This is a genomic window from Enterococcus sp. AMC1623 (assembly GCF_058216495.1).
The window spans coordinates 1,679,841-1,700,195 of the sequence record NZ_CM177096.1; the positions used below are offsets into that span (position 1 = coordinate 1,679,841).

The 20,355-nt window shown below is 36.8% G+C and carries 19 protein-coding genes; 4 read left to right on the plus strand and 15 right to left on the minus strand.

The genetic code is table 11. From position 1 onward, the window contains the following. Positions 1-176: 176 nt before the first annotated feature. Positions 177-392 (minus strand): hypothetical protein, encoded by a 216-nt coding sequence (locus AC4BC7_RS08255; protein ID WP_002405441.1) that lies wholly within the window; start codon positions 390-392, stop codon positions 177-179. Positions 393-554: 162 nt separating this feature from the next. Between AC4BC7_RS08255 and AC4BC7_RS08260 the strand changes: the two genes are divergently transcribed. Both AC4BC7_RS08260 and AC4BC7_RS08265 read left to right on the plus strand, forming a co-directional pair. Beyond that, positions 555-830 (plus strand): hypothetical protein, encoded by a 276-nt coding sequence (locus tag AC4BC7_RS08260; protein WP_002405442.1) that lies wholly within the window; start codon positions 555-557, stop codon positions 828-830. 99 nt (positions 831-929) lie between these two features. Continuing rightward, a complete protein-coding gene (locus AC4BC7_RS08265; protein WP_060815585.1) occupies positions 930-2,162 on the plus strand; it encodes a site-specific integrase in 1,233 nt (410 codons plus the stop codon). Between the two features lie 16 nt (positions 2,163-2,178). Here AC4BC7_RS08265 and AC4BC7_RS08270 read toward each other — a convergent pair whose 3' ends face one another. The 3 genes from AC4BC7_RS08270 to murA all read right to left on the minus strand — a co-directional run bounded on the left by AC4BC7_RS08270 (position 2,179) and on the right by murA (position 5,094). Next, a complete protein-coding gene (locus tag AC4BC7_RS08270; RefSeq protein ID WP_490496821.1) occupies positions 2,179-2,442 on the minus strand; it encodes a type B 50S ribosomal protein L31 in 264 nt (87 codons plus the stop codon). Between the two features lie 94 nt (positions 2,443-2,536). After that, positions 2,537-3,832 (minus strand): transcription termination factor Rho, encoded by a 1,296-nt coding sequence (rho, locus tag AC4BC7_RS08275; RefSeq protein WP_207941406.1) that lies wholly within the window; start codon positions 3,830-3,832, stop codon positions 2,537-2,539. 2 nt (positions 3,833-3,834) lie between these two features. Continuing rightward, positions 3,835-5,094, minus strand: a complete 1,260-nt coding sequence (gene murA / locus AC4BC7_RS08280) for a UDP-N-acetylglucosamine 1-carboxyvinyltransferase (protein ID WP_207941409.1) — start codon at positions 5,092-5,094, stop codon at positions 3,835-3,837. Positions 5,095-5,261: 167 nt separating this feature from the next. Here murA and AC4BC7_RS08285 point away from each other — a divergent pair, with 167 nt between their 5' ends. Then, complete coding sequence (locus AC4BC7_RS08285; protein ID WP_490504372.1) at positions 5,262-5,639, plus strand: hypothetical protein; 378 nt, start codon at positions 5,262-5,264, stop codon at positions 5,637-5,639. Positions 5,640-5,710: 71 nt separating this feature from the next. On the opposite strand, the gene AC4BC7_RS08290 is transcribed toward AC4BC7_RS08285, so the two are convergent. From AC4BC7_RS08290 to AC4BC7_RS08325, 8 genes are all read right to left on the minus strand, one after another. Continuing rightward, positions 5,711-6,580, minus strand: coding sequence for a class II fructose-bisphosphate aldolase (locus tag AC4BC7_RS08290; RefSeq protein WP_207941413.1), 870 nt, complete (start codon positions 6,578-6,580; stop codon positions 5,711-5,713). A 239-nt stretch (positions 6,581-6,819) separates the two neighbouring features. Continuing rightward, the gene (pyrG, locus tag AC4BC7_RS08295; RefSeq protein ID WP_490504373.1) at positions 6,820-8,421 is read right to left on the minus strand and encodes a CTP synthase; all 1,602 of its coding nucleotides are present in this window, start codon (positions 8,419-8,421) and stop codon (positions 6,820-6,822) included. Between the two features lie 239 nt (positions 8,422-8,660). Beyond that, positions 8,661-10,001 carry a type I glutamate--ammonia ligase gene (glnA, locus tag AC4BC7_RS08300; RefSeq protein WP_207941416.1) on the minus strand — a complete coding sequence of 447 codons (1,341 nt, stop codon included), beginning with the start codon at positions 9,999-10,001 and terminating at the stop codon, positions 8,661-8,663. A gap of 50 nt (positions 10,002-10,051) precedes the next feature. Next, entirely contained in the window at positions 10,052-10,429 is a 378-nt protein-coding gene (locus AC4BC7_RS08305; protein ID WP_207941417.1) for a MerR family transcriptional regulator, read from the minus strand. A gap of 191 nt (positions 10,430-10,620) precedes the next feature. Next, positions 10,621-11,853, minus strand: coding sequence for a GTPase HflX (gene hflX, locus AC4BC7_RS08310; protein ID WP_207941418.1), 1,233 nt, complete (start codon positions 11,851-11,853; stop codon positions 10,621-10,623). Then, positions 11,850-12,773 carry a tRNA (adenosine(37)-N6)-dimethylallyltransferase MiaA gene (gene miaA / locus AC4BC7_RS08315; RefSeq protein ID WP_490504374.1) on the minus strand — a complete coding sequence of 308 codons (924 nt, stop codon included), beginning with the start codon at positions 12,771-12,773 and terminating at the stop codon, positions 11,850-11,852. The genes hflX and miaA overlap by 4 nt, the downstream gene beginning before the upstream one ends. After that, positions 12,770-13,504: a glycerophosphodiester phosphodiesterase gene (locus tag AC4BC7_RS08320; protein ID WP_207941420.1), complete on the minus strand. Its 735-nt coding sequence runs from the start codon at positions 13,502-13,504 to the stop codon at positions 12,770-12,772. Before AC4BC7_RS08320 ends, miaA begins: the two co-directional genes overlap by 4 nt. Positions 13,505-13,599: 95 nt before the next feature. Beyond that, complete coding sequence (locus AC4BC7_RS08325) at positions 13,600-14,118, minus strand: hypothetical protein (protein ID WP_207941421.1); 519 nt, start codon at positions 14,116-14,118, stop codon at positions 13,600-13,602. Between the two features lie 181 nt (positions 14,119-14,299). Between AC4BC7_RS08325 and clpP the strand changes: the two genes are divergently transcribed. Next, positions 14,300-14,881, plus strand: a complete 582-nt coding sequence (gene clpP / locus AC4BC7_RS08330) for an ATP-dependent Clp endopeptidase proteolytic subunit ClpP (RefSeq protein WP_207941422.1) — start codon at positions 14,300-14,302, stop codon at positions 14,879-14,881. 38 nt (positions 14,882-14,919) lie between these two features. Here the strand turns inward: clpP and AC4BC7_RS08335 are convergent, their stop codons facing one another. The 3 genes from AC4BC7_RS08335 to AC4BC7_RS08345 form a co-directional block, all read right to left on the minus strand. Beyond that, positions 14,920-16,341 (minus strand): glycoside hydrolase family 73 protein, encoded by a 1,422-nt coding sequence (locus AC4BC7_RS08335; protein WP_490504375.1) that lies wholly within the window; start codon positions 16,339-16,341, stop codon positions 14,920-14,922. Between the two features lie 127 nt (positions 16,342-16,468). Beyond that, positions 16,469-18,226: an ABC transporter ATP-binding protein gene (locus tag AC4BC7_RS08340; protein ID WP_490504376.1), complete on the minus strand. Its 1,758-nt coding sequence runs from the start codon at positions 18,224-18,226 to the stop codon at positions 16,469-16,471. Next, on the minus strand, positions 18,223-19,956 hold the full coding sequence (locus tag AC4BC7_RS08345; protein ID WP_490504377.1) for an ABC transporter ATP-binding protein: 1,734 nt from the start codon (positions 19,954-19,956) through the stop codon (positions 18,223-18,225). The genes AC4BC7_RS08340 and AC4BC7_RS08345 overlap by 4 nt, the downstream gene beginning before the upstream one ends. Positions 19,957-20,355: the final 399 nt, after the last annotated feature.

Sequence of the window (20,355 nt, forward strand, 5' to 3'; positions counted from 1 at the left end):
TTTTGGGAAAATGGAAGTGCGAGAATCTCTAAGCTGGATAATGATACACCTACCTTGAACGCCTCACCGCATTAGGTAGCTCTCCGCGTATGAGAAGAGATGAAACTTCTGTGGGTCTTCCCAGACCGTCTAATTATGAGTACTACCGATTGTTACAAGGATTTATACACCTGTTACTAAGACCAGATACTGATTTCTGCCTTTGAATTGTTAGATGCAAAATCTGTTAGTTTAATGGCATCGCCCAGATTCATTTTTTCAATGGATCGCTCGCCGCTTTTCCATTTTTTGATGGAACTTAAACTGATACCTGTGTGGTCAGAAAGTTCTTTTGCTGGTTTTTCTTTCAAAATTTTACGAATTAAATGAATGTCTGCGATACCTTGTTTCATAAGGGATTAGCCTCCTTTTCATAGAAAATTTTACCATGCCACTGTAGTGGTTTTCAAGCTTATTTCAAGGGTACTATAGTGGTCTGGCGGAATTTTTGATAGGAGAGAGCCAAAAATACAAAAATAGATAGGTTTTTAAACTTTCTTAAACGAGGTGATGAAATGAAAATTGAAATTTCATTAGAAGACAATAGTGAAATAATCGAAGTTTTAACCGAACAGATACTGCAGCGAATTGAAGAACAATCAACAAAATTTTCTTCTGTCAATGACTTACCACCCTATCCGAATCGTAAGCAAGTCAAAAAAAGATTACGTATTGGAGATGACCGATTAAATCAGTGGATTGCCTCAGGATTAAAAGTCATCCCTTTTGGAAAAGAAGCTCGTTTTGATCGCGATGATATCAAAGATTTCTTACACCACTTAAAAGTTTAAGTTTGACGATTTACGCCAATCCGCCTATGATACCAGTATGGAAGGAGGAAAAACGATTTCCCTTTGATATACTGGCGAATCATTCAAAGGAGAACTCCCATGATTAAAAAATATACAAAAAAGAATGGGTCTACTGCTTATCTGGTTAAAGTCTATTTAGGCGTTGATCCGCTTACTGGAAAGAAGAAAACAACAACCAAGCGAGGGTTCAAAACCCAAAAAGCAGCCAAACAAGAAGTAGCACGTTTACAGTTACTCGCACAAGAATATGATCTTGTCATCGAGTCTAACCGATTGTTTTCGGATATCGCTTTAGAGTGGTTTGAACAATATAAAAATACGGTCAAAGAAAGTACCTATGTTGTTCAAAGAGTCGCATTAAACAAACATATTCTTCCACTATTTGGTGAACGGAGAATTTCTAAAATCTCCATTCCGTATTGTCAGAAACAAGTCAATCATTGGTATTCCTATTACAAAAAGTATTCTAATCTGATTGGTATGACAAACTCCATTTTTCAATACGCCAAAAGCTTACGACTGATTCGTAGAAATCCAATGGAAGGCGTTATTCGACCAAAGAGACAAAAACAAATTGATGAAGAAAAATATACGGCTCCCTTCTATACGAAAGCAGAAGTTCTATACTTCTTGCAAATTGCTAAAAAATATCCTGATCCATTGTACCCAATGTTTCATATTTTAACTTTTACAGGCTTACGTAAAGGTGAATTACTAGCTTTACGATGGAAAGACATTGATTTCAAACGAGGAACCCTTTCTGTTAAGCAAACATTAACGACTGTTGAAGATTGGAAATTAGCTTTCCAAACCCCGAAAACAGAAAAAAGTTTGCGAACTATTTCGATTGATAATCAAACTTTATCAATCTTTCGACAATGTATTCTTAAACAAAAAGCCTTTTTTTTAAAAACAGGTAGAAAACCTGTGGAAAATGGCGCACAACTTCTTTTCACGACAGAAGAAAATAAACCGCATTACCTAGATTTCTTAAATCATAATTTAACTAAAATACTGAAAGAAAATAAGTTAAAGCATATGACTGTTCATGGTTTTCGTCATACGCATTGTAGTTTATTGTTTGAATCAGGAGCTTCTATCAAAGAAGTACAAGTTCGTTTGGGTCATACGGATGTTCGAACTACCATGGATATTTACGCCCATGTGAGTGAACAGAAAAAAGAAGAAACGGCAGATCGTTTTGCTGATTACATGAATAAGTTGCACGAGGAAGAAGATGGGATGGTCAAAAGGATGGTCAAAACGAAAAAAGAGCAGACTCCACCTATAATGAAGTCTGCTAAAAGCTGATAAATCAGCGTTTTTCTTATTCCGCAGCGTTTGCGTCTTTGAGACCGTATTTTTTGTTGAAACGGTCCACGCGTCCGTCTGCTTGAGTGAATTTTTGACGTCCAGTGTAGAATGGATGTGAGTCAGAAGTAACTTCGACACGGATTACTGGGTAAGTATTGCCGTCTTCCCATTCGATTGTTTCTTGTGAAGATTTAGTTGATCCTGACAAGAATTTAAAACCTGTTGTTGAGTCTAAAAACACTACTGGATGGTAATCTGGATGGATGCTTTCTTTCATTTCGTTTTCTCTCCTTTGCCCTGAGTCATTTGCTGAAACAGAGTTGATTTGTTTACAACGTTACTATCTTAACATGAGTTAAAATCATTTGCAATTATCTTTTCACATTTCTTTTGACTCTTTTTTCATTAAATGTCACATCATGAAATGCTTCAAGAAATTCTTGATTATTTTTGGTTTTCTTCAAGAATTGAATGAATTGATCGGTATATTCTAATGAATCACCTGTCATGTGATTACGTAAACGCCATGTTTCTTCTAACTGTTCGCTAGACATAAGTAGTTCTTCTTTACGTGTACTTGATTTCTTCAAGTCAATGGCAGGGAAAATACGACGTTCTGCTAGATTTCGTGATAATTGCAGCTCCATATTTCCTGTTCCTTTAAACTCTTCATAAATCACATCGTCCATACGACTACCTGTATCAACTAAAGCAGTTGCTAGAATGGTTAAGCTACCGCCTTCTTCAATATTTCGGGCTGCTCCAAAGAATTTTTTTGGTTTATACAGCGCAGCTGGATCAATCCCACCACTTAATGTCCGACCACTTGGCGGTACAACTAAGTTATAGGCACGGGCTAAACGTGTAATGCTATCCATCAAAATAACAACATCACGTTTGTCTTCTACTAAACGCATCGCACGCTCTAAAACTAATTCAGCAACACGAGTATGATTACTTGGTTGTAAATCAAATGTAGATGAAACCACATCGCCTTTCACGCTACGTTCTAAGTCGGTTACTTCTTCAGGACGTTCATCAATTAGTAAAACAATTAATTCAACATCAGGATAATTTTCTGTAATACCGTTAGCGATTTCTTTCAAAATACTAGTTTTCCCTGCTTTAGGTGGTGCAACGATTAATCCACGTTGTCCAAACCCTACTGGTGAAAACATATCAATCATCCGCGTAGAGAGACGCCCTTTAGTCGTTTCTAATTTAATTTGTTTTTCTGGATATAATGGAGTCAGTGCTGGAAAATGAGGACGCTCTTTGGCTTCTTCAGGATTTTTCCCATTGACGCTTTCAACGTGCATCAAACCATAATAACGTTCCGATTCTTTGGGTGGTCTAGCTTTTCCAGCAACCTTATCTCCATTTCGTAAGCCAAAACGACGAATTTGTGAGCTAGAAATATAAATATCTTCAGCACTTGGACCATAGTTAATTGGTCGTAAAAAGCCATAACCTTCTTGACCAACAATATCTAGAATTCCTTCCATGTAGAAAAAACCTTGCTTTTCGGCTTGCGCACGAATAACTGCTAGGGATAATTCTTTTTTGTTCATTTGACTATAATAAGGAATTTTAAATTCTTTTGCGTACGTATAGATTTCTTTTAATGTTTTATGATCTAACTCCGCCATTGTTAAATAGTCGCTCATACTTACTCCTCTACCATCTCGACTTCGGCACCTAAAGCCGTTAGTTTCTCAATAATATTGTCATAACCACGTAAAATGTATTCTACTTTGCTAATTTTTGTTGTTCCTTCTGCCATTAATCCAGCAATAACTAAACAAGCACCGGCACGTAAATCAGAGGCTTCTACTTCTGCCCCGCGTAATTCACTTGGACCTTCTACAAACATCATATTGCCTTCAATTGAAGCCGTCGCTCCCATACGAACTAATTCAGGAATATGATTGACACGTTGTTGGTAAATAGTATCCGTGATTTCTGATTTCCCTTGGGCTTTTAACAATAATGGTGTGATTGGTTGTTGTAAATCAGTCGCAAAACCTGGATATGGATAAGTTTTTACGATAGCTGGTTTTAAATTTTTTGAAGGATGAACATAAATGCTATCTTCACTGATGTCCATTGCGACACCAATTTCTTCTAATTTAGAAATGAAACTATCTAAATGCTCATAAATCACGTTTTTAATAGTAATTCCATCGCCAGCAGCTGCGGCTAAAGATAAATAGGTACCTGCTTCTATACGGTCAGGAATAATTGAATGACGACAACCATGTAATTCTTTTACTCCTTCAATGCGGATTTCATCTGTACCAGCACCACGAATTTTAGCACCCATATTATTTAATAAAGTTGCTACGTCAATGATTTCTGGTTCTCTTGCGGCATTTTCAATAATCGTACGACCTTCTGCCTTTACAGCAGCTAACATAATATTGATAGTAGCGCCAATCGATACCATATCTAAGAAAATACGGTCGCCTTGTAAACCTTCTTCAGGTGCACGCAAATACATTGCACCATGTTCATTTGTTACTTCTGCACCTAAAGCTTCAAAACCTTTTACATGCAAATTAATTGGACGAGGACCTAAGTAACATCCTCCTGGTAGACCTACGACACCTTCGCCAAATTTACCAAGTAATGCTCCCATGAAATAATACGAAGCACGTAAGCTATTAATTTTCCCACTTGGCATTGGAATCGACACAATACCTGTTGGATCAATTTCTAATTCATTGTTCGCAAATTTTGTTTTGACACCCATAATTTCTAAAATTTCAATTAATGAATGAACATCTTGAATATCTGGTACACCTTCCAAAGTTACTGGAGAATCAGCTAAAATCGCCGCTGGAATTAATGCTACCGCACTGTTTTTTGCCCCGCTAATTGTTACTTCTCCAGATAGTGGACGATTCCCATGAATGACTATTTTTTTCATATATTTTCACCTATTTGTTTTTCAAATTTATATATACATCATTTTTGATTTTACCATAATTCACAAGAATAAAAAAGGCGATACCTCTCTTCTTTACTTGAAGCATAGGCAATGCTCAAAAAATTTGTTACTATAAAATAAACTTTTTCTTTGTAAAGGAGGGCTTTATGTCACGACGACGTCTCGCAAAAGAACAAAATGGTGACATTTATTGTTCAGTTTTTATCAAAAATAGCCAGGCTCTAACGCAATTACAAAGTGAGCTTAAGCGGCAGCATTTTCAACATGCACAAACATTGGTAGTCGATCCGCTCAATGCGCAACTGATTTCACAATTAGGTACAAGGGTAGTCTTAGAATTTTTATTGGTCATCATTCATGAGCAAAAACTATTTCAGTATACAATCCATTCAACTGCCCATAGCTTCCCACCTGATTCTCTTTTTACTGAACAGCACAAAATTTATATTCATCCAGATTATATTGAAATTTATTGTGCACCTGATAATTTGCCACCCTATTCTTCTTTTCAAGTGTTAGCATAATTTGTTGTTTCTTTATACAAAGACAAAAAAACCTCTTAGAATCGAAATTCTAAGAGGTTTCATTCGTTTAATTAAGCTTTGTCAGCTGAACCGAACCATTCGATATGTTCGATTGCATCTTTAACGATAGCAGCTTTACCTGGTGCTAATAATTTACGAGGGTCAAAACCTTTTCCTTCTAAATCTTTGCCAGCTTCGATGTATTCACGAGTTGCTTTAGCAAATGATAATTGGAATTCAGTGTTAACGTTAATTTTAGAAACACCCATTGAGATTGCTTTTTCAATTTGTTCTTGAGGGATACCTGATCCACCATGTAATACTAATGGTACATCTTGGCCTACAGCATCAGCGATAGCTTGTAAGTGGTCAAATGCTAAACCAGACCAGTTTTCTGGGTAAGCACCGTGGATGTTACCAATACCACATGCTAAGAAATCAATTCCAGTGTTAACCATTTGTACACACTCGTCGATGTCAGCTAATTCGCCAGAACCGATGATTCCATCTTCTTCTCCGCCGATTGAACCAACTTCACATTCTACAGAAACACCTTTAGCATGTGCTTTTTCAACAACGTCTTTAGCTAATTTTAAGTTTTCTTCGAATGGTAAGTGAGAACCATCAAACATAACTGAAGTATAACCAGCTTCGATACATTCTAATGCATCATCGTATTCACCATGGTCTAAGTGTAAAACGACTGGTACAGTAATGTTCATTGATTCAATTAAATCTTCAACCATGTGTACGACTAATTTGTAACCACCCATGTATTTAGCAGCACCCATAGAAGTTTGGATTAATACTGGAGCGTTTTTCGCTTGAGCAGCCTCAAGAATAGCTTGAGTCCATTCTAAGTTGTTTGTATTGTACGCACCTACAGCGTATCCGCCTTTACGAGCTGCCTTAAAGATTTCAGTACCTGATACTAATGGCATAATAATTTCCTCCTAAGTTTTATAAAAACTTTATTTGTTAAGACTTGCTTAACCAACGCTATCATTTTAGCAAATATTTATAGATTTTTCTACTAAAACTATGCATTTCTCTGGATTTTTCACTTTTTATTTTTTTAAAATAGATATCTCACCAGAAAATTTTCTGAAAGAATGTGATTAATACTACAAATTCTCTCTTTTTAAATAACTAAAAAAATCACTCTAGCTCTCATTATTTTTTATTTATTTTCTAATGAAGCATCGACAAAAGCTTGAATTAAACGTTGTGGACGATTTGGCCGAGAAATTAATTCAGGATGGAATTGGCAAGCCACAAAGAATTTATTTTCTGGGAATTCAACAATTTCCACTAAGCGATTGTCTGGAGAAACTCCTGAAAAAACTAATCCCTTAGCTTCAAATTGCTCACGGTACTCATTGTTAAACTCATAACGATGGCGATGGCGTTCTTGCACAACTGCTTCGTTATGGTAAGCTGTTGCTGTTTTAGTCCCTGGTTTTAATTGGCAAGGATACAAGCCTAAGCGTAATGTGCCACCTAGATTTTCAATGTTTTCTTGATCTTCCATTAAATCAATAATATTGTATGGCGTTTCTGGGTCTGTTTCTGCTGAATGTGCGCCTTCTAAACCAACAACATTGCGAGCAAATTCGACACAGGCTAGTTGCATACCTAAACAAATTCCTAAGAATGGTACATCGTTTTCACGAGCATAGCGAATAGCTTCAATTTTCCCTTCGATACCACGGTCTCCAAAACCACCCGGTACTAAGATTCCATCGGCTGCTTGCAGATAATCCGTTACGTTTTCATGCGTTAATTCAGCAGCATTCACCCAATCAATTTCAATATCAGCATCATCAGCAAATCCCGCATGTTTTAACGCTTCGACTACCGATAAATACGCATCAGGTAATTCAACATATTTCCCAACTAAAGCAATTCGAACTGATTTTTTCAAATTCAATACTTTTGATTCCAATGCTTGCCATTCAGTCATATCTGCTGCTGGCGCATCAATTTTTAAGTAGTCACAAACAATTTGATCCATCCCTTGTTTTTGTAAATTCAACGGAATGGAATAAAGTGTATCAACATCTAATGATTCAATAACAGCTTCTGGCGCAACATCACAAAATTGTGCTAATTTGTCTTTTGTACCTTGAGAAACAGGTTGTTCTGTACGAACGACTAAAATATTTGGTTGGATACCCAAACTACGTAATTCTTTTACACTATGTTGCGTTGGTTTTGTTTTCATTTCTCCAGCAGCTTTTAAATAAGGAATTAAGGTTGTATGAATGTATAAGACATTGTCACTACCTACATCAGCTTTCATTTGGCGTAAGGCTTCTAAAAATGGTAAGGACTCAATATCGCCAACAGTCCCACCCACTTCTGTAATAATAATATCGGCATCTGTAGTGGTAGCTGCTCGCATAATTTTATCTTTGATTTCATTTGTAATATGAGGAATCACTTGTACAGTTGCACCTAAATATTCCCCTTTACGTTCTTTGCGTAAAACCTCAGAATAAACTTTCCCAGTTGTTACGTTAGAATATTGGTTTAAATTAATATCGATAAACCGTTCATAGTGACCTAAATCCAAATCTGTTTCTGCTCCATCATCCGTTACAAAAACTTCTCCATGTTGATATGGGCTCATTGTTCCTGGATCGACATTGATATACGGATCAAATTTTTGAATTGTTACATTCAATCCACGATTTTTCAGTAAACGCCCTAATGATGCTGCAACAATTCCTTTCCCAATCGAAGAAACAACACCGCCAGTTACAAAAATATATTTTGTCATAAATAAAACTCCTTCGCGTTATTTTTTAAAGGGTTGCACTAAAAATACAAAAAGCTCCCTACTCAAGTAATAACTCGAATAGGGAGCGTATAAACGAATGAATCGACTCTTTAAAAGAGTGCCCAAACAGTATGATAAACACTTTCGAGCAATTTGTCAATCGTTATATTTGTTTTTCAGAAATTTTCTTGAAAAAAGTTAAAAGAAGTCATTGATAGACTTCTTTTAACTTCCTGTTATTAATAAAGCTCTAAATATTGTTCTCTTTCCCATTCAGAAACTGATTGACGATACGCTGCCCATTCCATGCGTTTCGCTTCTACAAAGTTTCCATAAATATGTTCACCTAATGCGCCCACAATCGTTGGGTCTTTGCGTAATTGTTTTAACGCATTGTGAAGTGTTGAAGGCAAATCATAAATTTGCGCTGCTTCACGTTCTTCTTCTGTCATTACATAAATGTTGCGGTCAACTGCTGCTGGTGGTGTTAAACCACGACGGATGCCATCTAAGCCAGCTTCTAATAAAACAGCCATTGCTAAATACGGATTAGCTGATGGATCTACAGAACGTAATTCTAAACGCGTAGATAACCCACGAGATTCTGGTACACGGATTAATGGGGAACGGTTGTGTCCAGACCATGCAACATATACAGGTGCTTCAAATCCTGGAATTAATCGTTTGTAAGAGTTCACTGTTGGATTACATACAGCTGTATAAGCACGTGCATGGTCAACTAAACCTGCTAAAAATTGATAGGCAGTTTCACTCAATTCTAACTCGCCATCTTTATCATAGAAGACATTTTCATCACCTTTAAATAAAGACATGTTACAGTGCATTCCTGAACCAGCGATACCAAATAACGGTTTTGGCATGAACGTTGCGTGTAAACCATGCTTTCTAGCAATTGTTTTTACAACTAGTTTAAACGTTTGAATATTGTCACACGCTTCAATAACTTCAGCGTATTTGAAATCAATTTCATGTTGACCAGGAGCTGTCTCATGGTGAGACGCTTCTACTTCAAAGCCCATTCTTTCTAATTCTAATACGATATCACGACGACAGTTCTCACCCATATCAGTTGGAGCGAAGTCAAAGTAACCACCTTTGTCATTTAAGTCTGTTGTGATTTCACCATTTTCATCCAGTTTGAATAAGAAGAATTCTGGTTCTGGACCTAAGTTAAATGAAGTAAAACCTAAGTCGTGCATATGTTTTAATGAACGTTTCAAATTTCCACGTGGATCGCCTGCAAATGGAGTACCATCTGGATTGTAGACATCACAAATTAAACGTGCAACTTTTCCATGGTCTGTTTCCCAAGGGAAGATCATCCATGTCGTTACGTCTGGATATAAGTACATATCACTTTCTTCAATACGGACAAATCCTTCGATTGAAGAACCATCAAACATCATTTTATTGTCTAAAACTTTGTCTAACTGGCTAATTGGAACTTCTACGTTTTTGATTGTTCCCATGATATCTGTAAACATCAAACGTAAAAAGCGTACATTTTCTTCTTGTGCAATTTGTTTAATTTGTTCTGAAGTGTATTCCACTCTTGGCATAATAATAATCCCGTCCTTTATTTTTGTTTAAGTGTGGCGCTTGTCAATAATTATAAATGTGGTCCATTCGGAAAATGTTGTGAATGATTTAATCCACCTTGAGATAATATCTCATCATAAAAAATACGGCGAACATCTTTATCTGTCAGCGGTTGTTTATCTCGAGCTGCTTGTTCTTCTGCTTTTTTCATTTCATAAACTCGTTTGATTCCAGCCATATTCAATCCGTCAGAGAGATAATCTTTAATTTCTAACAAAATATCAATATCATTTAACGAATACATTCGGCGATTGCCTTCGCTTCGTTCTGGATGAATTAAATTTTGTTCTTCATAGTAACGAATTTGGCGTGCGGTCAAATCAGTTAGTTTCATAACTGTACCAATTGGAAAAACTGACATGGAACGTCGAAGTTCTTTTTCTCGCATAGCGTCTCTCCTCTCTTCTGTTTAATGAATTGCTGATGAATCTAGAGTAAATATAGCAAGACTTCTCTCATCTGTCAACCCTCTATGTTACATTTCCTTACATAACAAGTCAATTTTTTCTTCCTTCTCCCGTGAACTAGACCAAAATAAAAAACAATCTAAGAAAGGGAATCTTTCTTAGATTGCTTGGATTAATTCATCTGACGAATAGCATAAGAATCAGGCTGTGCAAAGCCTTTTAAGAGGTATGTCTGTGTCTCTTCTTCATAATCAGACGACAGTAATAACGTCTCTCGCTTCAACCGATTTAATAACTTCCCTTCATCTTGCTGCAACGATAACGTATATGGTTCTAAACTCTCCATAATGGCTAATTTAATAGCTTGAATCAACTGTTCTTTCCCTTTTGAACTTTTCGCAGAAATTAAAACATTAGGAAATAAAGTTGGCACAAATTGATGATCATCAATTTTATCGGCTTTATTATAGACGGTTAACATGGGCAAACTCCCTAAGTCTAGTTGATTCATTAACTGTAAAACGGTCTCTTCTTGCTGTTGTCGGTTATCAGCACTAGCATCTACTACATGAAGCAACAAATCCATTCCTTGACTTTCTTCCAAAGTTGAATGGAACGCATCGATTAATTGTGTAGGTAAGTCTTGGATGAAACCAACTGTATCGGTTACAGTCACTTCAAAACCTTCTGGTAATCGCCATTTTTTGGTTAATGGATCTAAAGTGGCAAACAATTGATCTTGTTCATAGGTTTGCGCACTCGTTAAAATATTTAAAATAGTCGATTTCCCAGCATTTGTATAACCAATTAAGCCAATTTGAAACGTCTGATTGTCTTTTCGTTTTTGGCGTGTCCGTTCTCGATGAGCAGCGACTTCTTTTAATTCGCGTTTGATAATCGTAATTTTATTACGAATGTGTCGTCGATCCGTTTCTAATTTGGTTTCACCTGGACCTCTTGTACCAATTCCGCCACCTAATCGTGACATGTTTTTCCCTTGGCCAACTAGGCGAGGCAATAAATAATCTAATTGCGCCAATTCAACTTGCAGTTTACCTTCTTTAGAACGGGCACGCATTGCAAAAATATCTAAGATTAGTTGCACACGGTCAATTACAGGAACGCCTACTGCATCGCCAATTAACTGACTTTGACGTGGCGTTAACTCATGATTAAAGATAATCAAATCTGCTTCATGGGCATCGGCTAGTTGAGCTAGCTCCTCCAATTTCCCCTTTCCGACAAGTGTTTGACGATCAACTTGCGGACGTCGTTGTGTTAAAGAAAAAACGACTTCTCCATTAGCTGTTTTTGTTAGACTTTTTAATTCCGTCATTGATTCTTCAAAATTTTTGTAGTTTTCTTCCGTTTCAACTCCGACTAAAATCACTCGTTCTGTGGTCATTCTTTCACCTCCAACCATTGTATGATTGTTTTTTCTAGTTCTGGTAAGGTCTCTGGATATTGCACCAAATCAATCCAATAAGGAGCTAAACGATTACGAAACCAAGTAAGCTGACGCTTGGCATAACGACGAGAATGTAATTTAATCTCTTCTGCGACTTCTTCTAACGTAGCCTGTCCCTGAAAATAAGGGAAAAATTCTTTGTAGCCAATTCCTAATGCTGCTTGTGTTTCTGGAATGTCTTTGATTTTTGTAGCTTCTTCTGGTAAGCCATTGGCCATCATCAGATCCACACGTTGATTGATACGTTGATATAATAATTCACGATCAGTTGTCAGACCAATTAAAAAATAATCATATAAACGTTGGGGTTCTTCTTTAGGCGCAGTGATACTCTCACCTGTTGTTTCAAAAACTTCCAACGCTCGAATCACTTTACGCTGATTATTAAAATGAATTTTTTCGGCTGCTAAAGGATCAGTTTCTTGTAATAACTGCCATAAGGCTTCTTTTCCATAATCCTGTGCAAATTGTTCGTATTTCAAACGAACAGCCGGATTATCGTTCTCTTGTTTGCCACCTAATTGGAAATCATAAAGCAAGGCTTGAATATATAACCCCGTTCCGCCAACAACAATGGGCAACTTGCCTCGTTGATGAATATCTTCAATCCAAATACGTGCTTCTTTTTGAAATTCCGAGACGGAATAAGCCTCTTCTTTCTCACGAACATCAATTAAATAATGAGGAATTCCTTCTTTTTCGGCTTCAGTTACTTTAGCTGTTCCGATAGACAGTTCTCGATAGACTTGCATCGAGTCCCCACTAATAATTTCTCCATTGTATTTTTTAGCTAATTCAATACTTAACGCCGTTTTACCAACAGCAGTCGGCCCTACAATCACTAACACTTTTTTCATTTTTTTCCCCGATAACTGCGCTTCACAGCCATTGCCATTTCAGGAAAATCGGTAAAAATTCCTGTTACTTGGCAATCCATGCAACGTTTTATTTCTTCTTCTGTATTTACGGTCCACGGTCGAACGGCTAATGAAAACTCTGGAATTTCTGTATCATGTGACCATACCCATTCAATATTAGGATGGATGCCTTGAATAAATGGTCGCTCCAATGTTATTGGCGTACTATCTGATTTATCCATAATAAAATCAATTCGTGTAGTCGGTTCCAGTACATGAATTCTCTCTAAGGTACTTACGTTGAAACTGCTATACCAATAAGTGAATGGCCACTGTTGACTCGTCATTAGCTCAGATACTTTGTCTTCGATTCCTGGATACGCTTCTTTATCCGTTTTTAATTCAATTCCTAAGATTCCTCGGTAATTGCGCGCAACCAATAAATCGACAACTTCTTTTAATGTCGGTACTTTTGTTGAAGAATAGTGATCATTAAACCAACTACCGGCATTTAGTTTTTTGATCTCTGCTAATGTTTTATCAATAATTGCACCTTTTCCATCAGTGGTACGATCGACTGTCTCATCGTGCATGACAATCAGTTGTTGATCTTTTGTTAATTGCACATCTAATTCAATGCCATCAGTACCAATGCGTACGGCTTCAGCAAAGGCTGGCAACGTATTTTCAGGTCGTGTGCCACTGCTTCCACGATGGGCAAAAATTTGCATGATTTCTTCACTCCAATCAGTCATATTGTACCATGAATAAAGGGAGATGCAAAAAAAGAAGAGAAGCCTTTTTACAGGTCAATCTCTTCTTTTGATTACAACGTGTTTGAGAAATAAGTCATTGGTTTGTCTGTCATTTTTTGCAATTGAACTTTGCGTTCGTAAACCATTTCTTTTAGTTGATCTGAAAAGTTTTCCATCAAGACACGTCCGCCTTTAAATGTATACCCACCAACTTCAACAACTTGTTCTGGTGAAAGAACGACTCTGCGTGTCGCAATTTTTTTGAAAAATTCTTCTAAGAAATAATTTGGTAAATAAAAGCTATTTTGTGCCGCAAATGATTGCAAATAAATATAATCATCTACGGTAATATGACAATCGTCAAATACATCAAAACTGACGTATTTATCCATTGTGCCAATCCGCTTCTCTAAAATTTCAATGATTTTTTTATTTAGTAAAATCAAAATCTCAATTTCTTTTACTTTATGTTCTAATTGTCGACGACGCTCTTCTTTTCGATCGTCATAGCGGCTTTGCAAGTTAAAGGCAATCGCTGTAACAATGGCACCTACAATTACGCCAGCCATTCCAACGAAAAATATTTCCATGTTTGTTCCTCCTTTAAATTCTTTAGATGAATCTTAACATATTTTTGATTATTTTACTCAAGTTTTTACATTTGACCTTTATTGACCTTGTATGTATAATATCTAATAGATAAAACTCTTAGGATGTCGCAAGGCTACCCAATATTTTATCAAATAGCCAGAATTAAAGGAGGATTTTTAAATGAATTTAATCCCAACAGTTATTGAACAATCATCTCGTGGAGAAAGAGCGTATGATATTTACTCTCGTTTATTAAAAGATCGTATTATCATGTTGAGCGGTCAAGTAACCGATGACCTTGCTAACTCAATCATCTCTCAATTATTATTCTTGGATGCGCAAGACTCAGAAAAAGATATTTACTTATACATCAATTCTCCTGGAGGTAGCGTAACAGCTGGTCTAGCAATTTACGATACAATGAACTTTGTTAAAGCAGATGTACAAACAATCGTAATGGGGATGGCTGCGTCAATGGGAAGTTTCTTATTAACAGCAGGTACTAAAGGTAAACGTTTTGCATTACCAAATGCTGAAATTATGATTCACCAACCATTAGGCGGTGCACAAGGACAAGCAACAGAAATCGAAATCGCTGCTCGTCATATCTTAAAAACGCGTGAACGCTTAAATAAAATTTTATCTGAACGCACGGGTCAACCTATTGAAATAATTGAAAAAGATACCGATCGTGATAACTTTATGTCGGCTGAAGAAGCAAAAGAATATGGTTTAATCGACGAAGTAATGACCAATCGTTAATCATTAGAAGCGCTGGACGTAGTGTCCCAGCGCTTTTTTTAATCGTATTTTGTTAAATCCCATGTCGCAATTAACTGGTTTAATTTCGTGTGATAGTTTGGATCCGTTGCGTATTTTCCAGTTAAGGACTGGGTAGCTTCTTGATACGTACGAGCATTTTTCCGCCATGTTCCTTGATAAAATTTAGCATTCCAACTTAAGCCATTGGCTAATAATTTAGCATTATCCAATAGTGAATCAGAAATCGTTGCGTATTTTCTAAACGATGCTGGCAATGTCACACGTACCCCATTAATAAATTCATCAGAAGGAATATCATATTTCTCGAACTTTCCTTCATCCCCACTAGAAAATTTGATTCCAAATAAGTTGTTAGCCTCTTTTGATAATTTACTAGCGCCAAACCCTGATTCTAAAGCTGCTTGTGCTATCATAACTGATGGGTATAAGCCATATTGATCGGCTAGTTTTTGAGCAGACGGAGCAATGGCTTTAATAAACGAAGCATTGTCTGTCCACGTAATTGTTTCCGAAGTTGATGTAGCATTGACGCGTCTTGTGTCATCTTTAACGGTCACATTATTGGCTTTTTTGACAGGTGATGTCAATGCAGGTAAAATACTTGTCCCTGTAATAAAGTGTTTGTCTGTATTTTTAGCGACACTAGCAATTTCTTCCTCCATTGTCCCCCGATCTTCTGCCGGTGAACGAGTAACACTATCTTCAGTTGCTGAATCGGTTGTTTCTGAACTCTCTGTTTCTGCACTTGTTGTAGTGGTCTCTGGCACTTGTGTGGTGTCTTTTATTTCATTTGAGGCAATTGTTGCACTTTCCTGCGTTTTATCAGTTGTTGGTTTTTCTTTGACTTCTTCCACGACTGCCGCATCTTTTTGGAAAGTTTCTCGAGTACTTGAAACAGTTGCTCCTTGTTCGACGTAACCCACCCAATTATCTGCAGTATCGTACACAGATAAATAGATTTCACCATTCAAATGATGGTACAAACTTTTAACTTTGTACGTTTTTCCAATTAAAACACTAGTATCACTGGTAGTCGTCCAATCAAAATCTTCATAGATAGCCGTGTTAACAACAACCTCTACATATTGGCGAACAATTTTTTCAATTCCTTCTGGGCCAACTGCTGGCGTCACTTGCGAAGCATCGATATATCCCACAAATTCACCTTCATCGTATAATCCTAAATACGTAATAATGCCTTTTGTTTCACTTTCTTTGACGTGAAAGGTTTGATTGGCAGTGACTTTCGCTGAGCTAATTGTTTTTCCATAATCACTATAGAGGATGACATTATTGCCAGTCACACTCACATATTCATAGTCCCTCTCATCGGCACTGACCCATTGCATTTCTGCAAAAGGCGGACTAACTCCTTCGGTCCAAAATAAGCCAAACCCCACACTCATCGCTACGCCTAATTTCAACACACATTTTTTCACTTTTGTAACCCTTCCCCTGCTAAGTCTCTTCCTTACTTTACAGGAAATGTGGGCAAAAAGAAACTCCCTTTCGAGAATTATTTACATACAAAAAACCTAGCATCTAAAAGACACTAGGCTCTTATAGTTATTCAGCTTCTTCTGAAAATTGACTGTTGTATAGGTTTGCGTAAAATCCGCCTTGCGCTAATAAAGTTTCATGGTTTCCTTGTTCAATAATCGAACCTTGATCCATCACTAAAATTAAATCCGCATCACGAATTGTCGACAAACGGTGGGCAATAACGAAACTTGTCCGTCCTTCCATTACCTTATCCATCGCTTTTTGAATTAAGGCTTCCAGTCGGGTATCAACGGAACTAGTTGCTTCATCTAAAATTAAAATTTTCGGATCAGAAATAACCGCCCGAGCAATTGTCATTAATTGCTTTTGACCTAGAGAAATGTTATCACCTTCAGCATTGATAATCATATCATATCCTTCAGGCATTGTACGGATAAAATGATCGACATTCGCTGTTTTAGCCGCATCGACTACTTCATAATCCGTTGCATCTAATTTCCCAAAACGAATATTATCAGAAATAGTTCCTTCATATAACCAGGCATCTTGTAATACCATTCCAAAAAGGGAGCGAACATCACTGCGAGACATTTTTTTCGTGTCAATTCCATCAATTTTAATCGCACCAGCATTCACATCATAAAAGCGCATCAATAAATTGATTAGTGTAGTTTTCCCCGCTCCTGTAGGTCCAACAACAGCCACCGTTTGTCCAGCTTTCACTGAAAAATTCAAGTCTTCAATCAATGGTTTTTTCGGTGTATAAGCGAAACTCACATGTTCAAAGGTAACATTCCCTTCAATTTTTTCAGGAAGTGGAATATCTGTCGCATTGATTGGTTCTTCAGACTCATCCAAAATTTCAAAGACACGAGTTGAGGCTGCTGAAGCACTTTGTAACAATGCTGACAATTGAGTAATGTTCCCCATTGGTTGACTAATTTGCCAAATGTATTGAATAAACGCTTGCAATTGCCCAACAACAATCACGCCGCCCATCACGTAAAAACTTCCCAAGACTGCAATAACAATATAGGTCAAATAGGCTGTTAATTGAACTAAAGGCATCATTAGACCAGAAATAAAGGACGCTTTAAATCCATATTTTTTCAATTCATGATTGACTTTTTTAAAGCCTTCTAGCGTTTCTTCTTCACGTCCATAGACTTTCAATACGCTAAAGCCTGTCATATTTTCTTGCACATAACCGTTCATATTGCCTAACGCATTTTGCATATTATTGAAATAATTTTGTGATTTTGACACGATGTAACGAGAAATGAACAACGAAGCTGGGATCATAATCATCGCCAACAATGCCATATACGTATTGATATAAAACATCATGATGACTGCCATGATAATACTTAAAATAGCATTAACCATACCAATTAAGGCTTGTTGCATCGCACCACTAACCGCATCGACATCATTTGTTACGCGCGACAATACATCGCCTTGTTTGTGAGTATCAAAATACGAAACAGGTAATCGATTAATTTTTTCATCAATATCCCGACGTAAATCCTTCATAGAAGATTGCACTACATTGGTAATCAACACTCCAGCCAATAATTGCGAAATCGTATAACCAATTCCGACTAAAATCAACCAAACTAACGTCTTCCAAATATAATCGAAGTTTAATGAGTCACCATTCGCAATATTTCGAGCAATTTCCGTCATCGGTAAACCAGTTACATAAGGCATCGCTGCATTAAAACCAACTGTTGCTACAGTAAAAAATAAGACTAGAATAAAACTAATTTTATATGGTTTGATATAGTAACCTAAACGTTTCAAGGAAGCAAAAGATTTCATTTGGCTAATTCCTCCTCTGATAGTTGTGAAGCTGCAATATCGTAATAAATCGAACAGTTTTCCAACAATTCTTTATGTGTACCTATGCCAACAACATCCCCTTCATTTAAAACAATGATTTTGTCTGCATGCATAATTGTTCCCACACGTTGCGCCACAATTAAAGTTGTTGATTTTGTAGTTTCTCGGCGTAGACGTTCACGTAATTTAGCATCTGTGGCATAGTCTAACGCAGAAAAACTGTCATCAAAAATAAAAATTTCCGGACGGCGAATAATCGCACGAGCAATTGCCAGACGTTGTTTTTGTCCACCAGAAAAATTAGAACCGCCTTCAGCAATTGGTGTGTCATAACCTTCTGACAAACGGGAAATGAATTCTGTCGCTTGCGCAATTTCAACAGCTCGATCCATTTCTTCAACTGTTGCATCTGCTTTACCATATCGTAAATTGTCAGCAATTGTTCCAGAAAACAGTAAGGCCCTTTGAGGAATGTAACCAATTTTTTGACGCAAAGTAGCTAAATTATAGTTACGAACATCTACACCATCAATTAAGACTTGTCCTTGACTCACATCATAAAAACGCGGAATCAACTGAATCAATGTAGATTTCCCACTCCCGGTACTTCCGATAAAAGCTACTGTCTCACCTGGTTCTGCCGTAAAATTGATATTACGAATAACTGGTGTTTGTGAGGGTCCAGGATATGCAAAGGTGACATTTTTAAATTCAATGTAGCCTTTGGTGGCCGTCTCTTTCACGCCCTCTGTTTCTTCTTTGATAATCGGTTCAATATCAAAGGCTTCTTGAATACGATTGGCAGAAACCGCTGCTCGTGGGTACATCATAAACACTGTTGCAAATAACATAAAGGAGAATAACGCATGGAAAATATATTCAATAAAAGCAATCAAATCTCCCACTTGCAATTGCCCCGCTTCGATTTGTAAACTACCGCTCCAAATAATTAATACCATCACGATATTAAACAAAAAGAAAAATGCTGGTTGAGCGACCGCCATTAAACGAAACAAGCTTTTAGAACTTGATGTATAGGCTTCGTTCACTTTTTCAAAGCGTTTTTCTTCAAATTTCTCATTGACAAACGCACGAATAACCCGTAACCCAGATAGATTTTCTCGTAAAATGCCATTAATCCGATCCAGATTTTTTTGTTGCTTGGTAGATAAGGGTTCAGAGATACGTGCGATCAGCACCACACCAATTAACAGAAATGGTAATGCCCCTAACACATACCATCCTAAGCTGCGACTGGTACGTAAAACCATATACAAGCTCATTCCAAACATCATGGGTGCCATAAAACCAATACGCAAAATATTTTGCATAAACAACATGATTTGATACGCATCATTGGTTACCCGAGTAATTAATGACGACACACCCACTTGCTCATATTCGTTATGCGAATACGTTTGAATTTTTTTAAATAAATCGTCACGGATATCAGCTGTCATATTTGTCGTGATACGAGTGGTAAAGTATCCTAATAAAATATTCATAATGATTCCGACAATCACAATCCCAATCATCGCAAACCCGATTCTTTTTACATAATCAGCATCGTTATTGACAATTCCGATATCAATCATACGTGCTAAAAGTGTTGGCAGACCAAGCTCTATTAAAATAAATCCAAAGACACAGATGAAATTCATGATAAGTAGCTTTTTATTTTTCATCGTGTAACGTAACATTAGCTTCAAAATAATTCCCTCCTTAAATGAACACTTATTTTAAATATAGCACACTCTATTTTTTAAAAAAACTTTGATCTAATAACTTTCAGTAAATTCCGCTCTCTTTTCATCATCTTTTAATTTTTCAAGCTTTTTATTTAAAAAAACTTCCCGAATAATTCTTTTTACAAACCTTTTCAACTCGCTTACTTTCTATACTTATTCGAAGTTGTGTGATAAACTAGGAGAAAAGATCGTGCTAACGATAGAATCGGTTGAATTTTTATGTTATACATTCGGAAAGCAAAGACGAGGCTTTCTCTTTTTTTCTCACATTATGTCTGAAAAAAGCATCTTATTTCAAAAGGGTTTCTTTTGCATGCAGGTCTTCTTTTAAGAAGTCCGCAAGTTTGTTGCGCGTAAGAA

Bases quoted from the DNA above. Each gene is read 5' to 3' on its own strand.
- AC4BC7_RS08265 (WP_060815585.1), top strand. From the start codon at position 930: ATGATTAAAAAATATACAAAAAAGAATGGGTCTACTGCTTATCTGGTT.
- AC4BC7_RS08270 (WP_490496821.1), bottom strand. From the start codon at position 2,442: ATGAAAGAAAGCATCCATCCAGATTACCATCCAGTAGTGTTTTTAGAC.
- glnA (WP_207941416.1), bottom strand. From the start codon at position 10,001: ATGCCAAGAGTGGAATACACTTCAGAACAAATTAAACAAATTGCACAA.
- murA (WP_207941409.1), bottom strand. From the start codon at position 5,094: ATGAAAAAAATAGTCATTCATGGGAATCGTCCACTATCTGGAGAAGTA.
- AC4BC7_RS08325 (WP_207941421.1), bottom strand. From the start codon at position 14,118: ATGGAAATATTTTTCGTTGGAATGGCTGGCGTAATTGTAGGTGCCATT.
- clpP (WP_207941422.1), top strand. From the start codon at position 14,300: ATGAATTTAATCCCAACAGTTATTGAACAATCATCTCGTGGAGAAAGA.
- rho (WP_207941406.1), bottom strand. From the start codon at position 3,832: ATGAGCGACTATTTAACAATGGCGGAGTTAGATCATAAAACATTAAAA.
- AC4BC7_RS08305 (WP_207941417.1), bottom strand. From the start codon at position 10,429: ATGCGAGAAAAAGAACTTCGACGTTCCATGTCAGTTTTTCCAATTGGT.
- pyrG (WP_490504373.1), bottom strand. From the start codon at position 8,421: ATGACAAAATATATTTTTGTAACTGGCGGTGTTGTTTCTTCGATTGGG.
- AC4BC7_RS08260 (WP_002405442.1), top strand. From the start codon at position 555: ATGAAAATTGAAATTTCATTAGAAGACAATAGTGAAATAATCGAAGTT.
- miaA (WP_490504374.1), bottom strand. From the start codon at position 12,773: ATGAAAAAAGTGTTAGTGATTGTAGGGCCGACTGCTGTTGGTAAAACG.
- AC4BC7_RS08255 (WP_002405441.1), bottom strand. From the start codon at position 392: ATGAAACAAGGTATCGCAGACATTCATTTAATTCGTAAAATTTTGAAA.
- AC4BC7_RS08340 (WP_490504376.1), bottom strand. From the start codon at position 18,226: ATGAAATCTTTTGCTTCCTTGAAACGTTTAGGTTACTATATCAAACCA.
- AC4BC7_RS08285 (WP_490504372.1), top strand. From the start codon at position 5,262: ATGTCACGACGACGTCTCGCAAAAGAACAAAATGGTGACATTTATTGT.
- hflX (WP_207941418.1), bottom strand. From the start codon at position 11,853: ATGACCACAGAACGAGTGATTTTAGTCGGAGTTGAAACGGAAGAAAAC.
- AC4BC7_RS08320 (WP_207941420.1), bottom strand. From the start codon at position 13,504: ATGCAAATTTTTGCCCATCGTGGAAGCAGTGGCACACGACCTGAAAAT.
- AC4BC7_RS08290 (WP_207941413.1), bottom strand. From the start codon at position 6,580: ATGCCATTAGTATCAGGTACTGAAATCTTTAAGGCAGCTCGTAAAGGC.